Annotated in this window: 22 protein-coding genes and 2 pseudogenes; 11 read left to right on the plus strand and 13 right to left on the minus strand. The window is 66.5% G+C overall.

Annotated features, from left to right (window positions below):
• Nucleotides 1-10: 10 nt before the first annotated feature.
• From AB0J53_RS00275 to AB0J53_RS00295, 5 genes are all read right to left on the minus strand, one after another.
• Nucleotides 11-1351: a family 43 glycosylhydrolase gene (locus AB0J53_RS00275; RefSeq protein WP_364167386.1), complete on the minus strand. Its 1341-nt coding sequence runs from the start codon at nucleotides 1349-1351 to the stop codon at nucleotides 11-13.
• Between the two features lie 231 nt (nucleotides 1352-1582).
• Nucleotides 1583-2596 (minus strand): NAD(P)-dependent alcohol dehydrogenase, encoded by a 1014-nt coding sequence (locus tag AB0J53_RS00280; protein ID WP_364167389.1) that lies wholly within the window; start codon nucleotides 2594-2596, stop codon nucleotides 1583-1585.
• Nucleotides 2593-3033 (minus strand): hypothetical protein, encoded by a 441-nt coding sequence (locus AB0J53_RS00285; RefSeq protein WP_364167391.1) that lies wholly within the window; start codon nucleotides 3031-3033, stop codon nucleotides 2593-2595. The genes AB0J53_RS00280 and AB0J53_RS00285 overlap by 4 nt, the downstream gene beginning before the upstream one ends.
• 74 nt (nucleotides 3034-3107) lie before the next feature.
• Nucleotides 3108-3614, minus strand: coding sequence for a 2'-5' RNA ligase family protein (locus AB0J53_RS00290; protein WP_364167394.1), 507 nt, complete (start codon nucleotides 3612-3614; stop codon nucleotides 3108-3110).
• A 180-nt stretch (nucleotides 3615-3794) separates the two neighbouring features.
• Nucleotides 3795-4259: a GNAT family N-acetyltransferase gene (locus tag AB0J53_RS00295; protein ID WP_364167397.1), complete on the minus strand. Its 465-nt coding sequence runs from the start codon at nucleotides 4257-4259 to the stop codon at nucleotides 3795-3797.
• Between the two features lie 34 nt (nucleotides 4260-4293).
• On the opposite strand from AB0J53_RS00295, the gene AB0J53_RS00300 reads away from it, so the two are divergent.
• Nucleotides 4294-4950: a methyltransferase domain-containing protein gene (locus AB0J53_RS00300; RefSeq protein ID WP_364167400.1), complete on the plus strand. Its 657-nt coding sequence runs from the start codon at nucleotides 4294-4296 to the stop codon at nucleotides 4948-4950.
• Nucleotides 4947-5135: pseudogene (locus tag AB0J53_RS00305) on the plus strand (HIT family protein); the annotation flags it as partial. The gene AB0J53_RS00300 and the pseudogene AB0J53_RS00305, both read left to right, overlap by 4 nt.
• 10 nt (nucleotides 5136-5145) lie before the next feature.
• On the opposite strand, the gene AB0J53_RS00310 reads toward AB0J53_RS00305, so the two are convergent.
• Complete coding sequence (locus tag AB0J53_RS00310) at nucleotides 5146-5883, minus strand: phosphotransferase (protein WP_364167403.1); 738 nt, start codon at nucleotides 5881-5883, stop codon at nucleotides 5146-5148.
• A gap of 69 nt (nucleotides 5884-5952) precedes the next feature.
• Between AB0J53_RS00310 and AB0J53_RS00315 the strand changes: the two genes are divergently transcribed.
• Both AB0J53_RS00315 and AB0J53_RS00320 read left to right on the plus strand, forming a co-directional pair.
• Complete coding sequence (locus tag AB0J53_RS00315) at nucleotides 5953-6474, plus strand: hypothetical protein (RefSeq protein ID WP_364167406.1); 522 nt, start codon at nucleotides 5953-5955, stop codon at nucleotides 6472-6474.
• 27 nt (nucleotides 6475-6501) lie between these two features.
• Nucleotides 6502-6894, plus strand: a complete 393-nt coding sequence (locus AB0J53_RS00320) for a DUF6578 domain-containing protein (RefSeq protein ID WP_364167409.1) — start codon at nucleotides 6502-6504, stop codon at nucleotides 6892-6894.
• A 9-nt stretch (nucleotides 6895-6903) separates the two neighbouring features.
• On the opposite strand, the gene AB0J53_RS00325 is transcribed toward AB0J53_RS00320, so the two are convergent.
• Nucleotides 6904-8034, minus strand: coding sequence for a helix-turn-helix domain-containing protein (locus tag AB0J53_RS00325; RefSeq protein ID WP_364167412.1), 1131 nt, complete (start codon nucleotides 8032-8034; stop codon nucleotides 6904-6906).
• A gap of 185 nt (nucleotides 8035-8219) precedes the next feature.
• Between AB0J53_RS00325 and AB0J53_RS00330 the strand changes: the two are divergent.
• The 4 genes and pseudogenes from AB0J53_RS00330 to AB0J53_RS00345 all read left to right on the plus strand — a co-directional run.
• Nucleotides 8220-9449: pseudogene (locus AB0J53_RS00330) on the plus strand (SufS family cysteine desulfurase); the annotation flags it as partial.
• A 12-nt stretch (nucleotides 9450-9461) separates the two neighbouring features.
• The gene (locus AB0J53_RS00335; RefSeq protein ID WP_364168517.1) at nucleotides 9462-10256 is read left to right on the plus strand and encodes a methyltransferase domain-containing protein; all 795 of its coding nucleotides are present in this window, start codon (nucleotides 9462-9464) and stop codon (nucleotides 10254-10256) included.
• Nucleotides 10257-10415: 159 nt separating this feature from the next.
• Nucleotides 10416-10835, plus strand: coding sequence for a hypothetical protein (locus tag AB0J53_RS00340; RefSeq protein WP_364167415.1), 420 nt, complete (start codon nucleotides 10416-10418; stop codon nucleotides 10833-10835).
• An 86-nt stretch (nucleotides 10836-10921) separates the two neighbouring features.
• Nucleotides 10922-12568, plus strand: coding sequence for a hypothetical protein (locus AB0J53_RS00345; RefSeq protein ID WP_364167418.1), 1647 nt, complete (start codon nucleotides 10922-10924; stop codon nucleotides 12566-12568).
• Between the two features lie 175 nt (nucleotides 12569-12743).
• Here AB0J53_RS00345 and AB0J53_RS00350 read toward each other — a convergent pair whose 3' ends face one another.
• The 6 genes from AB0J53_RS00350 to AB0J53_RS00375 form a co-directional block, all read right to left on the minus strand.
• Complete coding sequence (locus AB0J53_RS00350; protein ID WP_364167420.1) at nucleotides 12744-13283, minus strand: inositol monophosphatase family protein; 540 nt, start codon at nucleotides 13281-13283, stop codon at nucleotides 12744-12746.
• Between the two features lie 316 nt (nucleotides 13284-13599).
• Nucleotides 13600-13899, minus strand: a complete 300-nt coding sequence (locus AB0J53_RS00355) for a hypothetical protein (RefSeq protein ID WP_364167423.1) — start codon at nucleotides 13897-13899, stop codon at nucleotides 13600-13602.
• A gap of 748 nt (nucleotides 13900-14647) precedes the next feature.
• Nucleotides 14648-15238 carry a hypothetical protein gene (locus AB0J53_RS00360; protein WP_364167425.1) on the minus strand — a complete coding sequence of 197 codons (591 nt, stop codon included), beginning with the start codon at nucleotides 15236-15238 and terminating at the stop codon, nucleotides 14648-14650.
• 481 nt (nucleotides 15239-15719) lie between these two features.
• Complete coding sequence (locus AB0J53_RS00365) at nucleotides 15720-16196, minus strand: hypothetical protein (RefSeq protein ID WP_364167428.1); 477 nt, start codon at nucleotides 16194-16196, stop codon at nucleotides 15720-15722.
• A gap of 605 nt (nucleotides 16197-16801) precedes the next feature.
• A complete protein-coding gene (locus AB0J53_RS00370; RefSeq protein WP_364167431.1) occupies nucleotides 16802-17143 on the minus strand; it encodes a DUF5713 family protein in 342 nt (113 codons plus the stop codon).
• Nucleotides 17144-17851: 708 nt separating this feature from the next.
• Complete coding sequence (locus AB0J53_RS00375) at nucleotides 17852-18184, minus strand: DUF6247 family protein (RefSeq protein WP_364167433.1); 333 nt, start codon at nucleotides 18182-18184, stop codon at nucleotides 17852-17854.
• Between the two features lie 544 nt (nucleotides 18185-18728).
• On the opposite strand from AB0J53_RS00375, the gene AB0J53_RS00380 reads away from it, so the two are divergent.
• The 3 genes from AB0J53_RS00380 to AB0J53_RS00390 all read left to right on the plus strand — a co-directional run bounded on the left by AB0J53_RS00380 (nucleotide 18729) and on the right by AB0J53_RS00390 (nucleotide 21317).
• On the plus strand, nucleotides 18729-19004 hold the full coding sequence (locus AB0J53_RS00380; protein WP_219512632.1) for a hypothetical protein: 276 nt from the start codon (nucleotides 18729-18731) through the stop codon (nucleotides 19002-19004).
• A 44-nt stretch (nucleotides 19005-19048) separates the two neighbouring features.
• On the plus strand, nucleotides 19049-19525 hold the full coding sequence (locus tag AB0J53_RS00385) for a tyrosine-type recombinase/integrase (protein ID WP_364167437.1): 477 nt from the start codon (nucleotides 19049-19051) through the stop codon (nucleotides 19523-19525).
• A gap of 769 nt (nucleotides 19526-20294) precedes the next feature.
• A complete protein-coding gene (locus AB0J53_RS00390) occupies nucleotides 20295-21317 on the plus strand; it encodes a hypothetical protein (protein WP_364167440.1) in 1023 nt (340 codons plus the stop codon).
• Nucleotides 21318-21394: the final 77 nt, after the last annotated feature.

The following is a 21394-nucleotide window of genomic DNA, read 5'->3' on the forward strand; positions in this document are numbered from 1 at the left end:
TCACCGCAGGTCAGTCGCGGTCCGCGTGACCCGGTCTGCGCCGCTGGACGTAGAGGCGGTTGCCCTGCGGGCCGGTCCATTCCAGCCGTACGACGCCGGGCACCGCCGTGTCGGCCAGGCGTGACGGGTCGGCCCAGTAGCCGAAGTTCGGGTTGCGGAAGAACGTCGCCCACAGCTGCCCGCTGCGGTCGGCGAAAATGTTGTTGTGCCCGGCCCCGACCCCGGCGGTCCACCGTTCCGAATAGGGGCCTCCGAAACGGTCGGAGACGGCGATGACCGCGTCATATTGATATTGCGTGCGCCCCGGTCCTGGCGGGTCGTAGGCGTAACGGGTGCTGCCGTCGGCATTGACCGAGGTGCGGTTCCACGCCGCGTGCAGGAGGAAATACTTGCCGCCGTGCTTGAACACGTACGCGCCTTCGAGATAAGGCTCCGGCGTGTAGAGCCGCTGCTGAAACTGCGGCAGGCCGGTCGCCGGGACGATGTCCTCCATGTCGTCCCGGAATTTGGCGTACAAGTTGTTGTGCAGCACCAGCCAGGCGTCGTCGCCCTCGGTGTAGAGGCTGCCGTCGATGTGGTGGTAGGCGCCGGGCTCGATGAACTTGGGCCCGCCGATGAACGGGTCGCCGAACGGCTTGTCGTGGTTGCCTTCCACGAGCCGGTACGGGCCCTCGATCCCGCCCTCGCTGACGAGCATGAACGAGCCGACCTTGCGCGAGTGGTCGCCCATGCACGCGACGATGTACCACCTGCCGCGGAAGTAATGGACCTCCGGCGCCCACGCCTGGCCGCGCTTGCCGAACTGGTCGTCGTGCCAGTATTCCTGCCACGGCGCGACGACCATGCGCCCCGGCCGGTTCTCGCCGGCGAACTCGGGCGACCACACCTTGCCCTTCTCGGCGCCGGGCCGGATGCCGGTCGTGTCGACGAGCCGCCACGGCCCGCGCAACGAGGGCGCGAGCCACACGAAGATGCCGTCGTTCCACGGCCCTGCCGCCTCCAGGCCGGGCACGCGGGTGGTGCCGGTGGCGACGTAGACCGGCCGGCCGCCGACGACGAAGCAGTTGACGTACGTGTCGCGCATCCAGACCCGGCCGCGCTCGCGGTCGCGGGGGCGCAGTTCGAGCGGGAGGATGAAGGAGTTGTCCGGGCGCGGCCACAGGTCGGGCCGGGTGTCGGCGAGGCCGTAGGGCTGCGGGTCCGGCCAGTTCGCCGGGTGCCGGCGCAGCGCCGAAGCGGCCTGCTCGGCCTGTGCGGCGGTCGCGGGGAGCGTCGCCGCCCCCACGAGCCCGGCGACCCCGGTCAGCAGGGACCTGCGGCCGACGGACAACCGGTTGTCGGAACTCGTCATCAGTAACGTCCTCCCACGTCGGCTCCGGCTGCGCGGCCCGTTCCCGCACAGCGGCGCGTGCCGCAGAGTCTGCCCAAGCCGCTCAAATTTGGTCAATAACGCGGAAAAAATCGGCCGAGGAGGCCGGGACCGCTGACAGGAATGCGTCATCGCAGGTCAGAGCGCCGCTGGGCGGGGTCGCGGCGCCGCCGGCCGCGTCCCGTAACGTTCACATAACAGAGCGGGCCGTCGTCACTCCGGGAGGCTGATGACGACCTTGCCGCGAGCCGTCCCCTCCGCCAGGTAGCGGATGGCCTGCGGCACCTCGTCCAGCGCGAACGTCCTGTCGACGAGCGGCGTGATCGCGCCCGACTCCAGGTGCCCGCGCAGGACGGCGAGCTGCGCCTGCTTGTCGGGCGTCGCGGCGTTCACCTTCGGCAACTGCTTCCTGAACGGCGAGAGCGCCATCAGGCGGACGAAATGCGGCAGGCTCCCCAGCCAGCGGCTGCCGACGCCGCCGAAATGGTCGTGCCCGATGAGGACGTACATCCCGTCGGGCGTCAACGCCTTACGGCAGTCCGCGAAGGAATGATTCCCCGGGACATCGAAAATCAGGTCATACCGCTCGCCCGTCCGGGTGAAATCCTCCCGCGTGTAGTCGATGACATGATCGGCCCCGAGGTCCCGCACCAGATCCAGCTTCGCCCCGTGGTCGACCCCGGTGACGGACGCCCCGCCGGCCTTGGCCAGTTGCAGGGCCAGGGCCCCCACCCCACCGGCCGCGCCGTTGACCAGCACGCGCTGCCCGGCCCGCACCCGCCCCTCGGGCAGGTTCTGCAGGACGATCAGCCCGGCCGTCGGCACCGACCCCGCCTGCTCGAACGACACATTGCCCGGCTTCGACGCCAGCGCACTCTGCGGAACCGCGACGTACTCGGCGAACGCGCCGCCGTTGCGCCACTGGTAACCCCGTACCGTCTCCCCGAAGACCTCGTCACCCGGCCGGAACCGGCTCACGTCCTTGCCCGCCGACACCACCAGGCCCGCCATGTCGGTGCCGGGAATGCGCAGCTTCGGCCTGGTCAGCCCGTTCCCCATCAGGCGCAACACGTAAGGACGGCCGCTCACGACATGCCACACGTCCGGATGGACGGACGCCGCGCGCACCCGCACCAGCACCTCGTCGTCACCGACCGCCGGCCTGTCGACCTCGCGCACCTCAAGAAGGTCCGGCGACCCGTACGCCCGCTGAACGACCGCTTTCACCTCGACCTGCCCGCGGCGGTGAGATTCACGTTGAGGTGGTATTCGAACCAGGGGCCGCGCACCGGCCGGACGTCCTCCCGCTCCGCGAACGTCCAGTGCGGCCCGCCCGGCGGCGTCCACACATATCCATAAGGCTGATTGTCCATGTCCCGGCCCTGTGCGAAGTAGACCAGGTCGTCCTCGCGGTGAATCGTCTCGAACGAGAGCTCCCCGATATTCCGCGCCCCGAGCTCTTCGCCCTCGCCGAGCGTGCGGGCGACCTCCTCCATCGCGGCGGCCGAGCGTACGAAACGCTCATTCTCCAGAGCCGCCCGTTCCTGCTTTCCCGGAGCCAGCATCAAGACCCCGGCCAGGAACGCCACCCCGGCCACGAGCACCACCGCCAGATAGGCGACCCTGCGTAACGCGGACTCCCCCGCAACCGCCGTCCCATTCATGGCCCCATCTTCACACGCGCGCGGTTCCGGCGATATCGAGATCAGCCGAGAAGCGGAAACTCGGCCCGCTCGTGTCACCGGTCGCCGTCACTCACGTAAAGGCTGATCGACGTGACCTGCGCCGCGAACGGCAGCCGCGCGCTCACCTCGGCCTCCACCTCGCCGAGCACCCGCTCGTCCTGGCCATGAGCGACCGTGAGATGCGGTACGACCTCCGCGAACTGCCCGCCATAAGGAGGCGCCTCCGGCCACCGTTTCACCACGGCCCCGGTCAACTCCCGGAACGGCCCGCCGGGCGCCGGTTCGAGATAAAGCACCTCCGGAAAACGACCGCACCTTTCGAAACGGACGGTGAAAGGGGCATGCGCGCCGAGAATCAGCCCGAGTTCGCGCTCCGTCGCCGAGTCGATCTGGTCGGCGTCCAGAAAAGGCACGAGCACCGTGACGTGCGCCGGAACCCCCGTTTCGGTGAAAGAATCGAAACGCCGCCGCCAGTGCGCGACGAAAGGCTCGGCCTCCTTCACCACGGCCAGCAGCGCGCTCTCTCCCGCCCGGCCTTTTCCCGTACTGTCGTCCGGCATGACACCATGATGGCAGCACACGCCGGTTTCCCCGCACGGAGGAACGATGAATATCGGGGCTGTCGAAATCCTTCTCATCGCGGTGCTCTGGGTCATCCCCGCGATGCTGGTCTTCTTCGGTCTCTATTGGACGATCCGCCTGGCGATCAGGCACGAGATGCGTCGCGCGTCGCCCCCGCATCAGAGAGAGCGGTGATCCCCGCCCGTCGACGGTCGGCGGACCATGAAGACGTCCACCTCGTCCTCGACCTCCACCGCGAACCCGTGCCGCTCGTACAGCCGCCGCGCCGCGCTGCCCTGCAACACGTCCAGCCAGACCACGGCGCCCTCGCGGTCACACCGTTCCAGCAGGCTGCGCAGCACGGCGCCGCCGATGCCCCTGCCCTGCGTGGCCGGGTCCAGGTAGAAATGCTCCAGCCAGTACGCGTCACCATCGGGCCGCAGCGCCACGCATCCGGACCAGGCTCCGGCGACCTCGATCACCCAGGTGTGCGCCGGCGTGAACGCCTTCCGCAGCCGCTCCCGCACGTGTACGGCGTCGTACCGCCCGAGCCGCTCCAGATCCGGCCTCAGCACCACGGCCCGCAACTCGGCCACCGCATCCACGTCCGCGGCCGAAGCCGGACGAAGCTCCCAATCCGCCACGACGGCGATGATATCGGCGCTATCGTCCTTGACCATGACCGAGCCCGCCTACCTGAGTTCCACCCGGCAGGCGTACGACACCGTCGCCGCCGACTACGCCGAACTCCTCCGGGACGAGCTCGACACCAAGCCGCTGGACCGCGCCATGCTGGCGGCCTTCGCCGAACTCGTACGGACTCCGGAGACCGGTGAGGTGGCCGACCTCGGCTGCGGTCCCGGGCGGATCACCGCCCACCTGCGGAACCTCGGGGTGAACGCGTTCGGCATCGACCTGTCGCCGGAAATGGTGGCGATCGCCCGCCGGACGTACCCCGGGCTGCGGTTCGAAGAAGGCACGATGACCGCGTTGAACCTGGCGGACGAGGCCGTCGGCGGCGCCGTCGCCTGGTATTCGACCGTCCACACCCCACCGGCGGTGCTACCGACGGTCTTCGCCGAGATCCACCGCGTGCTCGCCCCGGGCGGCCACTTCCTGATCGCGTTCAAGGCCGGCGACGAACACCGCCACGCCCAGCGCGGCTACGGCCACGAACTGTCCCTCGACATCTACTGGACGCCGCCCGAGCTCATCGCCGAACTCCTGACCGGCTCCGGCCTCGTCCTCGACGCGCGGCTCATCCGCGAGCCCGACGACACCGAGAAGCCCCGCTCAGGTCCGCAAGCCTTCTTCCTCGCCCACAGAACGCCATGAGCACCGACGAACCCTGCGTCTTCTGCGCGATCATCGCGGGCCGGACCGAGGCCGGCATCGTCCACGCCGACGAAACGGTGGTGGCCATCCTCGACCACCAACCGGCCACCCCCGGTCACGTACTGGTGATGCCCCGCAGGCACATCCCCAGCCTGGCGGAGGCCGACGACGCGACCGGCGCCGCGATCTGGCGCCTCACATCCGGGCGCGCAGCACGTCGACCTCGCAGCCCGGCAGGGTCGGGTCGAAGCCGTGCTCGGTCAGCCAGCGGATCCCCAGCAGGCTCCGCAGCGACCACCACCCGTGGATCACGTCGAGATCGACGTCCGCCCCGTAGCCGGCGACGACGTCGTCCAGGTGCTCCTCGTGTCCCAGCGTCAGCGTGGCGAGGTCGTACAGGGCGTCCCCCCGGCTGGCCTCGGACCAGTCGATCACGCCGGTGATCTCGTCCCCGTCCACGAACACGTGGCTGACCTGCAGATCGCCATGCGTGAACACCGGCGTCCACGGCCGGAGCGCGGCCTCGGCCACCTCGCGGTTCCGCGTGATCAGGTCGGCGGGAAGCACGCCGTTCGCCACGAGCCACTCGCATTCGACGTCGAGCTGCGACGCGACCTCGTCGAGGCTCCGGCCGGGCCACGGCGGCAGCGGCGCCTCGTGCAGCTTGCGCACGGCGGCGCCGGCCGCGGCCCACGCCGCCGGCGACGCGGTCGACGGCTCGCCCAGCCGGCCGAGCGCCCGCCCCGGGAGAGCGGCGAGCGCGAGCACCGGCGGCTTGCGCCACAGGACCTCCGGGGTGGGCACCGGCGCCATGCCCATCGCCTCGACCTCGACGTCGGTGCGAGTCTGATCGGCGTCGATCTTCAGGAACACGTCACCGGCACGCAACGTCGCCCGCTCACGATGGGCGACCACAACCCGGACCTCTGTCACGCCGGCCATTATCGTCACCAGATACCGGTAAATCCCGCGATTTATGCTCACGTACGGGAGGACTGAACGGTGCACCAAGGGCCCACCGCCTCGAAGGCAGCCGGCGGCACCGGCAAGGCCGACCTCGGCGTACGCGCTCGCGACAAGAAGGTCGGCGTCCGGGCGGGCGTCGCAGGCGATCCGAGTACGCCCCCCGAGATCCTGCGGGCCATGACCACGGACCCCTCGCGGCCCGGACCGATGCGCCGGACATCCTGGCGACCCTCGTTGCCGACGCCGATCCCCAGGTACGCGCCGGTGCGGCGCGGAACTTCCGCCTCACGGTGGATCAACTCCGCCTGCTCGCGAACGACAGGTCCGCCGTCGTACGCGAAGCCGCGGTGCAGCCGGAATGGCTCCCTCTCGACGAACTGCGGTGCCTCGCCCGTGATCGATCGATCTACGTGCGATGTCGCCTGGCCATGGATCCCACCGCGCCGGAAGCCGTCTTACGGATACTCGCCGAAGATCCGCATCCCGATGTGGAGGCCCATGCCCGGGCGAACCTGTCGCAGAGAGCGACGTCAGCCGGCGAGTCCCCGAGCGCTCTGAGGCTGGTCGACGAGGGAGACTGACGGGATGAGATGGAACGTCTGGGTCGCCGATTGGCAGATGCAGTGCTGCGGCGAGCCGTTCAGCGTCGGCGCGACGGTCTCGTGGACCCTGGTCCCGGCCGACCGGGCGTGGCTGGCCCAGGCCCTCGGCGAGGAGACCGCCGCCACGATCGAGTGGAGCGAGGAGCACCACGACGAGCCGTCCGCCGACCAGATGCGCGTCGAAGCCCAGGTCGCCGGCATCTCGGCGGTCCACGCCCGCATGCGGCTCGCCGAAGGGAAGGACGCCTACTTCTACCCGGTCGACGGAGTCCTTTCGCCGCTGACCTCCGCCGATGGGTGGACTCCGAACCAGGGCGAGCGGGAGTTCATCGGCTACCTCGTCACCCTCACCGCCGACGAAGATCCGCTCACCTGACCTGGCGCGTCAAGCGGTGCTCCGGGTCATCTCCCGCAGTTCGCCCCGGGTCGACTCGCAGTCCATCGCCCGCAACCGGGCCAGCACCGGCCCGGCGTCCGCGTTGAACCGCAGCTCCTCCGGGCAGCCCTCGACGATCCGCCACAGCAGCGCCATGGCCGCGCCGGAGTCGCCGTTCATCGCGTGCGCGGTCGCCACGGCCAGCAGGTGCCGCGCCTGGCGGTCCTTGTCGGGGAGGCGGTCCACGTCGACGCCCGCCGCCAGGCGGATCGCCTGCGCGTACCGGCCCGTACGGACCGAGACCGCCACCCGGTGCAGCTCCACCTCCAACGCGAACTCCGGCCCCAGCCGGTCACCGATCTTGCGGGCGTGGTTCAGCAGCTCCTCGGTGCGGAGCACGTCGCTCTCCTCGGCAGCGGCGAGCGCGGCCGTCAGGTAGCAGAGCCCGGTGACTTCCAGCGACTCGGGCCGGTCTCCGATCACCGCCTGGCACAGCCAGTGCGCGTCGGCGTACCGGCCGAGCGAGACGAGCACGCCCGCCACCTCGGCCTGGGTGATCGCCGAGCCTCCCGAGGAGGCCACCGCGCGGTCGGCGGCGACCAGGGCCAGCGCGTGCTGGCCGCAGCTTCGCAGCAGCGCCGCGAACAGCCGGTACACCTGGGTGAGGCCGGCCGTACCGGCTTCCCGGTCCGCGCCGGTGGCGCTCCTGGCCGACAGATCGGCCATCGACAGCAGCGGCGGCAGGCGGCGGCGCGTCTCGGTGTAGCGGCGGGGCGAGCGCTGCCAGATCTCCCACGCCGCCATCACGTGGTGCCGCACCCGCGGCACGCTCTCGGCCGCCTCACCGGTGAACCGGCCCGGCAGCAGCAGCGCGTTCCCCACGTCGTCGGATTCGCCGGGGTCGCGGGCGGGTGGGAGTTTCGTCGGGCCGCCGACGAGCTCGGAGAGGTCCTCGACGCGGAGCACTTCGGCGATCCGCATGATGGTCGACAGCCGGTCCAGGGGTTTCACCCCGTTCTCGACCAGCCGGAGCCATTCCTCGCTGCAGCCGACCAGGTCGGCCAGGGTTCGCCTGGTAAGGCCGCGCGAGCGGCGTCTGGCCATGATCCGCGCGCCGTCCACCAAGAAATCGCCGACCATATCGCCACATTAGGTGACGAATTTCCAGGCCCTCGATGGCCTGAAATGACGGCAACTATTTGCCGCCCATACCCGCCTGAAATGTCGGCTATTCTGGAGGGTCGCGATGACGCAACTCCAGTTGGATCCAGCCGGCCGGGCTCCGCCGACACTGCCGCTACACCATTCGGCAGGAGGAGACCACGATGGCGATCGACGTCGAGTCGATTCGGAAGGAATTCCCGTTCTTCGAAACCGCCCCTGACGGTTCCCGCCCACCCGTTTACCTCGACAGCGCCGCCACCACGCAGAAACCCGCCGTCGTCCTGGACGCGTTGAACGACTACTACATCCGCGCCAACGCGAACGTGCACCGCGGCGTGTACCGGCTGGCCGTACGGGCGACCGAGCTGTACGAAGGCGCCCGAAGCAAGATCGCCGCGTTCGTACGGGCCCCGCGAGCCGAGGAGATCGTGTTCACCAAGAACGCGACCGAGGCCGTCAACCTGCTGGCCAACGCGGTCATCTGGGCGGACGGGCGGCTCCGCGTCGGCCCCGGCGACGAGATCGTCCTGACCGAGATGGAGCACCACTCCAACCTGATCCCCTGGCGGCTGCTGGCCGAGCGGGTGGGCGCGAAGGTCAGATACCTGGGCATCACCGACGACGGCCGCCTGGACCTTTCCGACCTGCGCGAGAAGATCAACGATCGGACCAAGGTCGTCTCGGTCGTCCACGCCTCGAACATCCTCGGCACGGTGAACCCCATCGCCACCATCGCCGCCCGCGCGCACGAGGTCGGCGCCCTCATGGTCGTCGACGCGGCCCAGTCGGTCCCCCACCTCGGCATCGACGTCACCGCGCTGGGAGCCGACTTCGTCACGTTCTCCGGCCACAAGATGTGCGGCCCCACCGGGATCGGCGCCCTGTGGGGCAGGTACGAGCTCCTGGAGGCGCTCCCACCCTTCCTCGGCGGCGGCGAGATGATCGAGAACGTCGCGGTGGACGCCATGCACTACGCCGCGCCCCCGCTCAAGTTCGAGGCCGGCACGCCCCCGGTCGCGCAGGCCGTCGGCCTCGGCGCCGCCTGCGACTTTCTGAGCAAGATCGGCATGGACGCGATCGCCGCCCACGACCAGGCCCTCATCGAGTACGCGCTGGACCGGCTCGGCGACGTGCCCGGCGTCCGCTTCATCGGCCCGACCGACACCGTGGACCGGCTGCCGCTGCTCTCGTTCGTGGTGGACGGCATCCCGCTGCAACGTATGCGGACGAGCCTGGACGAGGCGGGCATCGCCGTCCGGTCCGGCAACCACTGCGCGCAACTCGCGTGCAGCCGGTTCGGCGTCCCCGCCGCGATCCGGGCCTCCTTCTACCTGTACAACTCCGCCGACGAGGTCGACATCCTGGCCGAGACCATGGAAGCGGCCACGAGGTCCCGGACCACCATGACCGCGGACACGTCATTCGATGTCAGCCAGGTGCGCCCGTACAAGGACATCCTGCTCCCGTCGATCTTCCAACCGTGGGCGGAGCACCTGGTCGAAGCGCTGGCGCCGGCCCCCGGCACCAAGGCACTGGACGTCGGCACCGGCCCCGGCACCGTCGCCCGGGCGCTGGCCAAGGCGGTCGGCCCCACCGGCGCCGTGGTCGGCACCGACCTCAACCCCGCCATGCTCGCCCTCGCCGCCGAACTCCCTCCCGTCGACGGCGCCCCCATCCAGTACGCGGAATGCGGCGCCACCCTGCTGCACGTCTCCGACCAGGCGTTCGACCTGATCACCATGCAGCAGGTCCTGCAGTTCGTGCCCGACCGCGGCGCGGCGCTGGCCGAGATGCGACGGGCCGCCCGCCCCGGCGCGCGGATCGCCATCGCCACCTGGCAGCCGCTGCACCGCAACCCGCTCTTCCGCGCCCTGCACGACGCCGTGGCCTCGGTCCTCGGCCCCGACAAGGCGGCCCTCTTCCAGGAGCCGTGGTCCCTGCCCGGGGCCGAGGTGGCCACGCTGGCGAGGGAGGCGGGCTTCGCCGACGTCGAGCTGCGTGAATGGACGTTGCCGGTCACCGTTGCCGGCGGGCCTGACGCGATCTGCTGCCTGTTCGACTTCTCCGCGGTGAGCCCGTACATCGGCTCGCGCCGCGCCGACCTCACGGCCGCCGTACGCGCCAATCTGGCGCACTGCACGGACGAGACCGGCGTCCACTCGGAGACCGCGGCGACCCTGGTGACCGCCCGAGCCTGACCCTCGCCTTTCGCGTGAAGGCCACCTCCCGCCGAGAGGTGGCCTTTCCCCTCATCGGACCTGGCCATCCGATCCGGCGAACGGTCCGTTCCCCGCCGAGGTCACACTGGCCGATCGCACGGTGATCACGGCGTGACGTGGAGATGGGACGCTTCCTCGATGGACCTTGCGGAGTTCGCCGCGGTGAAGCAGTCGGTGATGAGCGAGTCCTTCCCGAGCGCCGGGGACGACCTGGATGGCATGGCGATGGACTTCGACGCCTACCTGTGGCAGTCGCCGTTGATCAACGAGGTGTCGGTTCGCCGCACCGGCGACAGGAGCAGCCTGATCGCTGCCACGTGCCAGGCGGTGCCGGGGTGTTCGACGGCGGAGCTCGCCGCGGAGCTCGAACGGGTCTGGTCGCAGGATCTCAGGTACTCCCACTTCGAGGCCCACGTGATCACTGCGGATGAGCGGAAAGTCCGCCTCGACGGAGTGACGCAGATCGCCCCGGACGGCTTCTATGTAACGGCCTCCATCATCGCCGAGACCGCTCAGCCCACTGATCGGGCGCCCGAGGGCCACGTGCCGTCTGGCTAGTGGTCGCGTGAACGCTCGGCTTGCGACCTTGTCCGCATCGGGGCAAAGGGAAGCGGGTCACGGCTGATTCGACGACAATCAAGCCTATGCACGAGAGGCTTCCCTTCACCTCCGATTCGAGCCTGGGAGAGCTTTCGGAGGTCGAGCGCCGGCTATGCGACATGTTCTTACGTGGTGACCTTCTCGATCTGCGGACGGGGGATCAGGAGAAGGACGATCCCGAGCGCAGCGCGGAGTGGGGCCGAGAGCGGCAGGTGCGGGCCGAGCTCATCGTCGCGTTGCTGCTCGCGGCGGTGGAGCCGGATCCTGGCCGGGTAGCGATACTGCGACTGGCGGGAGCCCGAGTGATCGGTGACCTGTCGTTGGCCTACGCGGAAGTAAGAGCTCCTCTGCTCCTGCGGGAGTGCAGCTTCGACAAGCCGATATGCCTGGACGAAGCGACAGTTCGGTCGGTGAACCTCACCGGCAGCACCATCCCGCGGTTGGAGGCCGACAACGCAAGGATCGAGGGACATCTGGTCCTGGATGCGTGCCGACTTCAGAGCGTCGTACTCACCGACGTTCATATCGCCGGCCACCTGAGCTTAAGTCGTGCGTGCTTGACCAATCCGCAAGGGAACGCCCTCAACGCCGACGGATTGGTCGTCGAGGGAGACATGTTCTGTCGGAATGGCTTCCAGACGGAGGGTGAAGTCCGTCTCCTCGGGGCCCGCGTGGCGGGTCAACTCAACTTCAGCGGCGCACGCTTGACCAACCCACAGGGGAACGCCCTCAACGCAGACCAATTATTCGTCGAGGGAAGCATGTTCTGCAAAGACGGTTTCCAGGCGGAAGGTGAGGTCCGTCTCCTCGGGGCCCGCGTGGCCGGTCAGCTCAACTTCAACGGCGCACGTCTGATCAACCCGACGCAGGACGCCCTCAGCGCCGACCAGTTGGTCGTCGATGGAGGCATGTTCTGCCAGCAAGGGTTCCAGGCGGAAGGCGAGATCCGCCTGTCCGGGGCTCGCGTGACCGGCCAGATCGGCTTCAACGATGCCCGTCTGACGAACCCTGGCAGGGTCGCCTTGAGCTGTGTGGACGTAGAGGCCGCCTCCTTGTGGATGGCGCAAGGATTCGTCGTTGACGGCGACGTGGATTTCAGCGGCACGCGGGTCCGGACGTTGTTCGACAATCCCGCGTGCTGGCCGGCCAGCATGGACGTCAACGAGCTCGTGTACAACGATCTGGAGCCGGATCTGCCGGCGCGGGAGCGGTTGCACTGGCTGAGGGCATGCGGGAAGGAGTACAGGGCTCAACCGTACGAGCAGTTGGCGGCGTACTACCGCCGTCAAGGGCACGACGAGGAGGCTCGGCGGGTGCTGCTGGCCAAGCAGCGTCGCCACCGCGCATCGCGCCCCTGGTATGCCAGGATCTGGGGCTACCTGCTCGACGGCCTGGTCGGTTACGGCTATCGGCCTGGGAGGGCAGCGCTGTGGGTGCTGGCTCTGCTGACCGCGGGAAGTGTCTTCTTCACCTACCATCAGCCGCAGCCGATCAAGGCCGGTGAGCATCCCCTCTATCAGCCGGTGCTGTACACGGCGGACGTGCTCTTGCCGATCATCAACCTGGGCCAGGAAAGCGCCTTCAAACACCAGGGTGTGGCTCAGTGGGTGGCATCTGTGCTGATCCTGCTCGGATGGGTGTTCGCCACCGCCCTTATCGCAGGCATCACCCGTGTCCTGACCCGCAACTGACGCGCTGCTCCGCAGAACACGCGTGACTGCCTTGCCGCGCGTTGGGTCGCATCGGTGCGGTGGCGCGGCGACCTCGACCAGAGCGTGCGGTTGGTACGGCACGCCGAATGGCCTGGCGTTCAATGTCGAGCAGGCCCACCTCAGCTACTACGTCCTGGACTCGTGCTCGTAGCGATCAGCCCGGAACTGAGGCCCCCGTCTCAGGGCAGCCGGTTGCGCTCGTCGGCGTTCTCCCCACGGCGTAGTCGCCGATCGCCACGATCGCGGTCTGCAGCTCGCGGGCATCGCTCACTCGAGTCTCCGAGCCGTTGACCACAGCGCCAGCGCCTTCGGCCGCCGCGTAGCGGAGGTTGAGGAAGGGCAGATCGATTACTCCGAGGGTGGACGTGTCCTTGTCGATCAGCCCGAGGGAGGCGCCGCAGGGCGGGATGTCGTGCAGGAAGTTGATGGTTCCGTCCACGGGGTCCAGCGCCCACATGAGACCGTCGCCCAGGTGGCTGACGCCTTCCTCCTCGCCCAGGAATCCGATCTCAGGCGTCTCTCGGGACAAGAGCTCCCGTACGGCCTGTTCCACGGCGTATTCCACCTCCGTCGCCATGTCCCGGTCTCCCTTGGCCGTGATGACGCCAGGAGCCTTGGTACGGACGATCTCGCTGGCGATCGACACGGCAAGTCGTTCGGCGATGGGGAGAACAGTTCGGGCGTCGATGGTCATGCAGGCTTGCTCCGCTCCCGAATATCCCTGAACACCTGGTCGAGGATCGGCAGCACCTCTCTGGCGGTGTTGTCCGTGATCTCAAAGGTAGGTGAATCGACGCCGCGCGCCGGCGGCAGGTTGAGCGACAGGAGCGAAACCGCTGTGCGTCGGTCTCCCGGCGGACGGCCCCCGTAGCGTTCGCAGCGGGGAACAGAGGCCCGAGCACGGCCACACGCCGCGTCACGCGACACAGCGCAAGGCTGCGCCCGACAATGTCGAAGCCCCTCCAGCAACACGCTCCGAGGCTGACCGGGCGCCGCGAAGCGTCTGCTGGTCAGACGGGATCGGTGAACGAGATCGGCTTGCCGGTGGCGCGGGCATATGCGATCTCTCTGCTCGTGGATTCGCCGATGTACCCGCCTGGGTTGACGACCAGAACCCGGTCAGCCAGGTCGATCTTGCGCAGGTGGAGGGCGTCCAGCGCGGTCTTCTGCTCGTTAGTGATCAACTCATCTGCTTCGCCTGGCGCGACGACGATGACACCGGCGAGGGTCAGATCACGGTTCGCCGCACGCATCTCGTCGACGAACCGAATAGAGCCGCAAATGCAGACAATCTCAGGTCGGTCGGGCACGGCTCAGTCCTTCAGTCGAACGGGAAACCGACGTGTGTGTACGTTGACCTCACAGACAGGACACGAGCAACCAGTTTATGCAGCGAGATGGACACCACGCGGCCGCACCCTCGCAGGCGGGAGGCGTGGCCCGCACTGGGAATGGCGCCGCTCGACGGCGAAGCCTGGGGCGCCCCCGGCTCACCGGCCTCCTCCAGCAACACGGCCTAACTCCGGCCAGAGCGTGGTTCGGCGGTCCATGTGTGTGTCCAGCCTTCCACGATCAAGGCCAGCGTCAGCACGTCAACGCCGGTTGCGCCAGCGCTCTGGCGCGGGCTGGCACCAAGTTCAACCTGTTCCACGCTAAGGAGGCCGCTTGCTGGTGTTCCATCCCACGGCGGGATGGGTGCTGACGAGATCGGAGCGCCAATGATGACGCGCGGGGCCAGGCCAGCTTCATACGGGCGGGGTCGCGCAGGCCCAACCCTCCGGCGATGCATTCCTGGTTCAGGTGCAGATGTCGCAATCCACACCGAGCCGAAGGTCCTCACCTGTTCACCAGAACATTCAGGTCGTGTCGTCCCGTACCTGACCTCTGTGGTCAGTACAGCTAGTTCCGGGTCGATGGTGGGTGGATGATCAGGCGTCCACCTCAGCCACTTACGTGCGCGGCGTGACGCGTGGCGATCATCCCGGAGCTGGAGCGTCGCCGCCGGAGGCGTGGCTTTGACGTTTACCAGCGCTGGGGTCGACCACTGCGGTTCAGACCTCATTCCCAGTTGTCGAGGACGATGACGGGCGCCTCTTCCACATCCAGCCATTCGGCTTCGATACCCATGCCGGTGGACGCCTCAATGAAGGCGAATGCCGCGCTGAGCTTGCCGCGGTAATCCTCCCGGTCGAGGCGGTCGAGCATGGCGCGGAATTCGGCCAGGATGCTCGGATCGCCCTCCTCGATGATGTGCTCGGCGAAGACGAAGTTACGCATCCGCGCTCTGATCTTTCCGTCGGCCGCGTAGAGGATCGTGTATCCCCCGTTGAAGTGCCAGGTCGTCATCCACACACGTGATTTCTTACTGAGTTCGGCGAGGACGTGGTCGGGCGTGGCGAAGCCGTGGGAGAACTCGAGGAAACCCCAGGCTCCTTCACCCTCGTAGACGAAAAGCACCGGCAGGAATTCTTCGCCGGCTTCCTCTCGGGGGTATGCCATGATGCGTTCCTCGGGGTCACGACCTCCGTTCAGCCTCCACAGGAGGTCGTCCACTGTGATCTCTTCGTCGAGGGGTTGCACTACGGTCCAACAGAGTCCGCTTTCGAACCACTGCTGCTGATTGAAGAGATTGCGGTAATGATCGATCACGTGATGATTGTCGCGGAAGCTGCCAGGGGAGAAACACCCCTTCGGCTTCTCCAGTGAGCTGCGGTGAGAAATGCTTGGTGGATCCGGGATCGGCCCCGAGTACGTGCTGCGACCGCGCCGGGTATATGGGTGCGGTGGCACCGCAACCCCGGCCGGTGCGTTCGGTTGGCACGACAGGCTGGCGTGCGGTGCCCGGCCCAGTGTCCCGAACTATTCGGCAGTGTCGTGCGGGCGCAGCGTAGTTGATGCCACAAGAACATCAGCCCAGAGGATTTCCACAGACGTGTCCACAGACGAGACCACGAAGGCGACGCAACGGAGGGCGGGTGACGGGATTCGAACCCACGCTGCCAGCATGGGAATTGCACAGATCACGCCTCGTAGGGCATTGACCTAAGGCTGAGGCCGGTCGTGAGTGACCGTCGTTGACTTCTCGTTGCCGCCCTTAATGGCACGCTGATGGCACGCTATGGCACGACGATCAGACTCTCGACCTCAATCGTTGCCACCATGAAGGCTTGATGACTCGGGCGGTTGTGCCGCGCGGCACCTCGCCTGTCATGGCGTACCTGAAGAACGCCTCAAGGTCATGCTCGCTCCCGTTGTGGATCCGCTTAGCGACCTTGTTGTGCGGATAGCCCCGAAGTTCCTCAGGGCTCTCCACGGCCGCGGCGTTCTCATCCGTGCAGTACACCCATTTCCAGTCGCTGTTTCGGACGATCATCTCGCCCAGATACGCCCCCGCACTCATGATCACGCTGTGGATCACCTCAGGAGGCGGCTTCGAGGCGGCGAACTCGGTGCAGTAGTTGTCGAGGTGGTGAATGAACGCCGGGTCCCAATCGAAGAAGTATCCGTCCTCGCGTGTGTGCTCCACGAAGAGCTCAGCCAGGCTTCGCATGTACTCGGCAGTCTCAGCGTCGCTGGGTGGCGGCCCCTGCTGCGGCCTCCTGCGCACTATCGACTCCTACGTCCCGGTTCGGATCATCAGCGCAGCTTCTCATGACACGGTTTGGGAACGGAAGCATCGCCCGCGCACCGCGCGCATTCGCCCCGACTGATCATCCCGTCTGCCGTTGCCCTGGTCTGCTCGGATTCCCGCGCGGAAGCAGGCAAGGGATCCTTTGTGAAGGCGCCCCCACCCGGCTCGGCAGAACAGAGCGCTCGGCCTGGACGGGCTGTCCTGGACCGCGCGGAAGCTGAGGAGAACTGCTCAGCTATCGACGCTGGGCCTCTGGCCTGCCCGCCCCGGTTGCGAAGCCACTCGACTCACGAAGCTTCAACATGTCGTCGAGCCCCTGACTGCCCGACACCCTTCAGCGTCAGCAAGACCGCACCAGTCCTTGGGGCGCTGGCAAGCGTGTTCAACAGCGGAGGGCGACCTGCGCTCGTTGTGGACTTGGTGCTGCCCGGCGACCTTCACGAGTTGGAGGCTCTTATCCGCTCTAGAACAGCGTCGTCCTCTACGCGGCCTTCGCGGCCGGCACTGGTCCGACGCGCTCGACCTCTACTGTGGGGCCTCGGTGTCCACTCCTGAATGCGCCTTGGCCGGGGGCTGCTGCGTCACCAATCGCGGGTCGCGATCAACTCTTCTACGTCCGCGTCCACGAAGCCGTAGGCCGTCGCCACAAACCAGAAGTCCTCGGCGATCACCTCGCGGGCCACGGTCTCGATCTCGCTGCCGGCCGCCTCGAATTCCGCCTCCAGTTCGTTGAACTCCTCTGTCGCCGCATGGGTAAGTGCGTACAGCGCCGCGAGATCCGAGGGCCCATCGGCCTCGATGCGCTCGCACAACCGCAGCAGGATCCCTCTGCCCTTGTCAACGACGTGGTCGGGGTAGTAGCCGTCCTGGTACATGCCCTTGAGAAAGGCGTGGCTGGCTATCTGCTGGTTGGTGGGCGGCACCCTGATCTCCTGTCTCGCCGTCATTCGGTGTGCTGATACTGCACCACACCACCGACAACGAGGGCTTGCTCATCGATCCGCAGCACGATGGCAACGTGGAGTGCGCAGGCCGAATAGCCATGCGGTTGCCGGACACCTATCCAACAGGCCCATACGAAATGACCCCAGGCGACCGGTCAACGGCCCGGGGAGCTCGAGGGGCGGCAGCCCCTCGACCAGGGGCGCAGCCTCATGAAACACAGCCTGAGCAGCAAGAGGCGCGAAGCGCCTGACAAGCGAAGACGAAGCAGTTAAGAGCGGGTGGCGGGAATCGAACCCGCGCTGTCAGCTTGGGAACTCTTTCAAGATCATGGCCTTTGAGCAGGGGAAGCGCTGTCCTAGGCATGTGCCGGTCGAGTGACCGCGAGTTCCCGTGACTCCCCGCTGGTCGTTACGAGAACGGGCACACAGCGGGCACGGGCTTACGGCCACTCAATGCGGACAAGGTAGACCTCGCGCTGCCGGTCCAGGACCACGTACGTGGCAAGGCCGCGCTCCCCGAACGGGTGCGAAAGCATGTTCACCCAGGGGTTTGCAGAGCTGTACGGGTCTCCCACTTCACGGAGTGGTCTCCAGCAGCGCGAACAGATCCGCGAGCGGATGCAGTGCGTGGTCGGGTAGCGCAGCGATCTGTTCCTCGGCTACGGGATCGATGATGAGCTTGAACACCTAGACATCGACCCCGCGAGCAGCAAGGATCTCCCGCCACGACCTCCCATGAGGAAGAGGTTCGCCGGCCATGGCCTGCTGGGCTCGGATGTGCATCTGACGGCGCCCCTCAGGATCTTTTGCGGTGTCACACGCGGAAATCCACCAGCGGTGCACGAAAGCGTTCAGCGCTCCAAAATCCAGGCTCACCCTGACCTCGTCGAGCACGGCCTTGAGCCCGGCGTCGAAAGCCTCGCGATCTTCTGGGATGACCAGCGCGGCACGGATGGCCCGCAGGTTCTTCTCAGGCAGAGGCGCACCGACGGAGATGAAGTCTTGCGGTTGTGCGGTCATACCCGCCCTTCCTTGCCCTCTAGAGACTACAGAGGAAGGGCGACAGCCCTTATGCACACACGAGAGGGGGACCTGTCACGGCATGAAGCGGAGCGGGTGACGGAAATCGAACCCGCGCTGTCAGCTTGGGAACTGCACGGATCACCGCACGCGAGGGCTCTGAGCTGGGCTGAAACCGGGTCGCGAGTGACCGTGGTTGCCCCCTCGTCACCCTGTCTAATTGTACGGCGATCAGCCTGCGACCTGGCGTCTCTCACATGACGCGCGCACCATGCCCGCCTGATCATCCCGTCTGCCGTCGACCTGCCCACATGGGGAAGCGGGCCAGGGCCCGGGGGGCAAGGTGGAGCGCCCCACTGGACGAACGACCTTGACCCCTGCCCTGGTCTGCTCGGCTTGTCCCGGGTCGATGGCGGGCGGGATGATCAGGCTTCCACCTCAGCCACCTACGGCCCCCGCCCAGTAGCGCGGCGATCATCCCGGAGCCGGAGCGCCCCGCCGGAGGCGTATTGTCCGGCCACGCATTCTCGGAGATGATCACCTGGTGCACGGAGACGAGACGCTGGTCCGAAATCTGGCCGGGCTGGTTGTGGATCTGGCGTGGTTCCTGGAATCGGCGGATGACTCGGTTGTCGATCCTGATGACGCGCTGGAGCAGTTGGAGTGGATGAGCCACAGGTTCAGTCAGCTGCCGGCCGAGGATCGACTCAGGTTGATCGCGCTGATCCGCGAGAGGGCGGAGTCGGAGTCTGAGCCCGAGTTTCGCGAGTTTCTGAAGGCGTTCCCGGAGGCATCCGGGCTGCTCGATGTGGACGACTGACCTGATCACGCGGCGGTGCGGCGTTCGGTCGGCGCGTTCGGTGCGTGCGGTGTGGGGGCGCAGAGCTCCGACGCGCGGACTTCACCCGCGTATGGGCGGCGGCGCTCAAGAAGGCCAAGCTCAGCGGCTTCCACTTCCATGACCTTCGTCACACGGGCAACACCTTCGCAGCGCAGTCCGGCGCGACTCTACGGGACCTGATGACCCGCTTGGGGTACTCGTCCACCCGGGCGGCGTTGATCTACCAGCGCACCGCGGTGGAGCGAGACAGGGCCATCGCTGACGCTCTCGGCAAGCTCGCTGAGGAGGCACTGAAGCCGGAAGAGCGAGATCGGGCACGTAAGATCGGAAACGGTGGTAGAAACGATCAAAGCCAGGTCGGGAATCCATCCCTGACCTGGCTTTTCGTTCGGAGAGCGGGTGACGGGAATCGAACCCGCGCTGTCAGCTTGGGAATCGCACCGATCACGGTCACCGTACGACTGGATGCCTGGCCAGAGCCGATAAAGCTCCTGCCGTGAGTGACCGTGATTGACCGCTAGTCACCTCGGCTAATGGCCCGCTAATGGCCCAACGATCAGCCCGTGACCTGGTGTTCCTCGCGCAGTGTGCAACCCCGCCCGCCTGAGCATCCCGTCTGCCGTCGACCCGCAAGAAGTGGAAGCGGGCCAGGGTCATGGGGCCAAGGTGGAGCGCCCACCGGACGAACGACCTTGGCCCCATGACCCTGGTCTGCTCGGCTTGTCCCGGGTCGATGGCGGGCGTGATGATCAGGCTTCCACCTCAGCCACCCGTGGCTCGCAGGCGTGGGCGATCATCCCGGAGCCGGAGCGCCCCGCCGGAGGCATCAGATCTTCAGGGAAGGGCGAAAATGTCCGCACACCTGCATAGCATCAGTCAGGCTGACAACAGCGCTCAATTGAACGGAGCTGCGTCATGATTCGAGGCGTCGAGCCCACGCTGCATTCATTTTCCGCTGCACGGTCTGTAGCTCGCGCCTCTTGGGGGCGAAGAGCAATAAAATTCTGCAGGCCGGTCAGAGTTCCTGGGTTGCTGCGCGCTAGGGCACCGCTTGCCATAATTCTTATGATTGCAATAAGCGAGAATCGATTAGTATCGATATCTGATTCGTCATTTGCCATTCTCGAACCGCCGCTCGACAAACGGAAGTCCTATCGAAAGCCAGCGAGCCGTCGCGCTCCATATTCGATCCTCCGCTTGCTGGATCTGATGTGGCCCTACATCTGGCCATCGGGACCGGTCATTCTATCAATTTCGACTCTCCTTTTCGTGCGCACGCTGTCCAGCGAGTGGAATACAGTGAGCTTTATTGCTCTCTATGCATCTCTTCTCTCTATCGGTATAGCCGTAGCCTCAATCGCAGGCTTTGTGCTAATGGAGGGTATTGGCGTACTACGCTCCCTCTTGTTGTCTCGTAATTCCATGGAGAGCGCCGCAGTCAAGGAACTCACCCTTGAGTGTTGGTCTACGCGGCTCCTGCATGCAGAACCGGGGAAGGCGACTACTCTGGTTGAGAGCATAAAGCGACATATCCGAAGCTTGGAGAACGGACAGGCGCTTGACGTCAATCTTGTCGTTCCAGACATCTCTGTGACTTCGAAGCAGACAAAGCTTGAGGTTGCGTCAATGCATGGTATGTTCCGCCTACCGAGCCGTCAAACGGATCAAGGGCTCTCAATTGTGCCAGTAAAGGGCCCACCGAGTGGGGTCAATATTCCGAGCGAGAATGGCGTGCATCATGGAAAGATGCTGCTTCTTAGTATTGCCATGACCTTTTTGGTCGTCACGTTGTTTGCGTGGCCGATATCCGACGCCGAGCAAGCTGCTTGTATTCTCGCAAAGAACTGTGCTAATCGGCCCGCCAATTACAACGATGCGGTCTTCTGGCTTGCGACCATGTTAGTAAATGGCGACCCAGCAGGGTTGGAGCCCGGAACCTGGGCGGGTAGGCTTGGCGGCCTTCTCGTGACAGTTATGGGTATAACGCTTATAGCATTTGTAATAACGACATTGTTGCAAAGAATCGGCACTTCTCTAGACCTCAATTTGGAGTCCCTTATCGGGGATCTGAATTTGGAGATGAAGGCGGCCGCTGCCGCCGGAGCTGTCGAGCAACCACAGGGCCGCCCTAGCGCTCGATCGTCCGATTCGGGGTCCGCCTTCTTAAGCAAGTGGATAGCCGCGTCGATCGCCGCACTAATCGGACTTGTTGTTGGGACATCTCTTGGGCGGCGACGACGTAAGAGAAGAAGTCGCTCGGACGATCGAAGGAGTGGTGGTGAAGGTCTCTGATGCGAGAAGTGAGCGTACGTGGCCCGCGCGCGTCGCGCGCGAGAACGGCCCCCAGGCCGCACGCGCAGCGTGCGGGC

It is taken from the genome of Nonomuraea sp. NPDC049725 (assembly GCF_040674795.1).
Taxonomy (GTDB): Bacteria; Actinomycetota; Actinomycetes; order Streptosporangiales; family Streptosporangiaceae; genus Nonomuraea; species Nonomuraea ceibae.

Excerpts from the sequence above, each read along its gene's own strand:
- AB0J53_RS00335 (WP_364168517.1), top strand. The coding sequence starts at position 9,462 with ATGACCGCGGACACGTCATTCGATGTCAGCCAGGTGCGCCCGTACAAG.
- AB0J53_RS00375 (WP_364167433.1), bottom strand. The coding sequence starts at position 18,184 with ATGACCGCACAACCGCAAGACTTCATCTCCGTCGGTGCGCCTCTGCCT.
- AB0J53_RS00350 (WP_364167420.1), bottom strand. The coding sequence starts at position 13,283 with ATGACCATCGACGCCCGAACTGTTCTCCCCATCGCCGAACGACTTGCC.
- AB0J53_RS00325 (WP_364167412.1), bottom strand. The coding sequence starts at position 8,034 with ATGGTCGGCGATTTCTTGGTGGACGGCGCGCGGATCATGGCCAGACGC.
- AB0J53_RS00300 (WP_364167400.1), top strand. The coding sequence starts at position 4,294 with ATGACCGAGCCCGCCTACCTGAGTTCCACCCGGCAGGCGTACGACACC.
- AB0J53_RS00285 (WP_364167391.1), bottom strand. The coding sequence starts at position 3,033 with ATGAATGGGACGGCGGTTGCGGGGGAGTCCGCGTTACGCAGGGTCGCC.
- AB0J53_RS00320 (WP_364167409.1), top strand. The coding sequence starts at position 6,502 with ATGAGATGGAACGTCTGGGTCGCCGATTGGCAGATGCAGTGCTGCGGC.
- AB0J53_RS00340 (WP_364167415.1), top strand. The coding sequence starts at position 10,416 with ATGGACCTTGCGGAGTTCGCCGCGGTGAAGCAGTCGGTGATGAGCGAG.
- AB0J53_RS00275 (WP_364167386.1), bottom strand. The coding sequence starts at position 1,351 with ATGACGAGTTCCGACAACCGGTTGTCCGTCGGCCGCAGGTCCCTGCTG.
- AB0J53_RS00345 (WP_364167418.1), top strand. The coding sequence starts at position 10,922 with ATGCACGAGAGGCTTCCCTTCACCTCCGATTCGAGCCTGGGAGAGCTT.
- AB0J53_RS00290 (WP_364167394.1), bottom strand. The coding sequence starts at position 3,614 with ATGCCGGACGACAGTACGGGAAAAGGCCGGGCGGGAGAGAGCGCGCTG.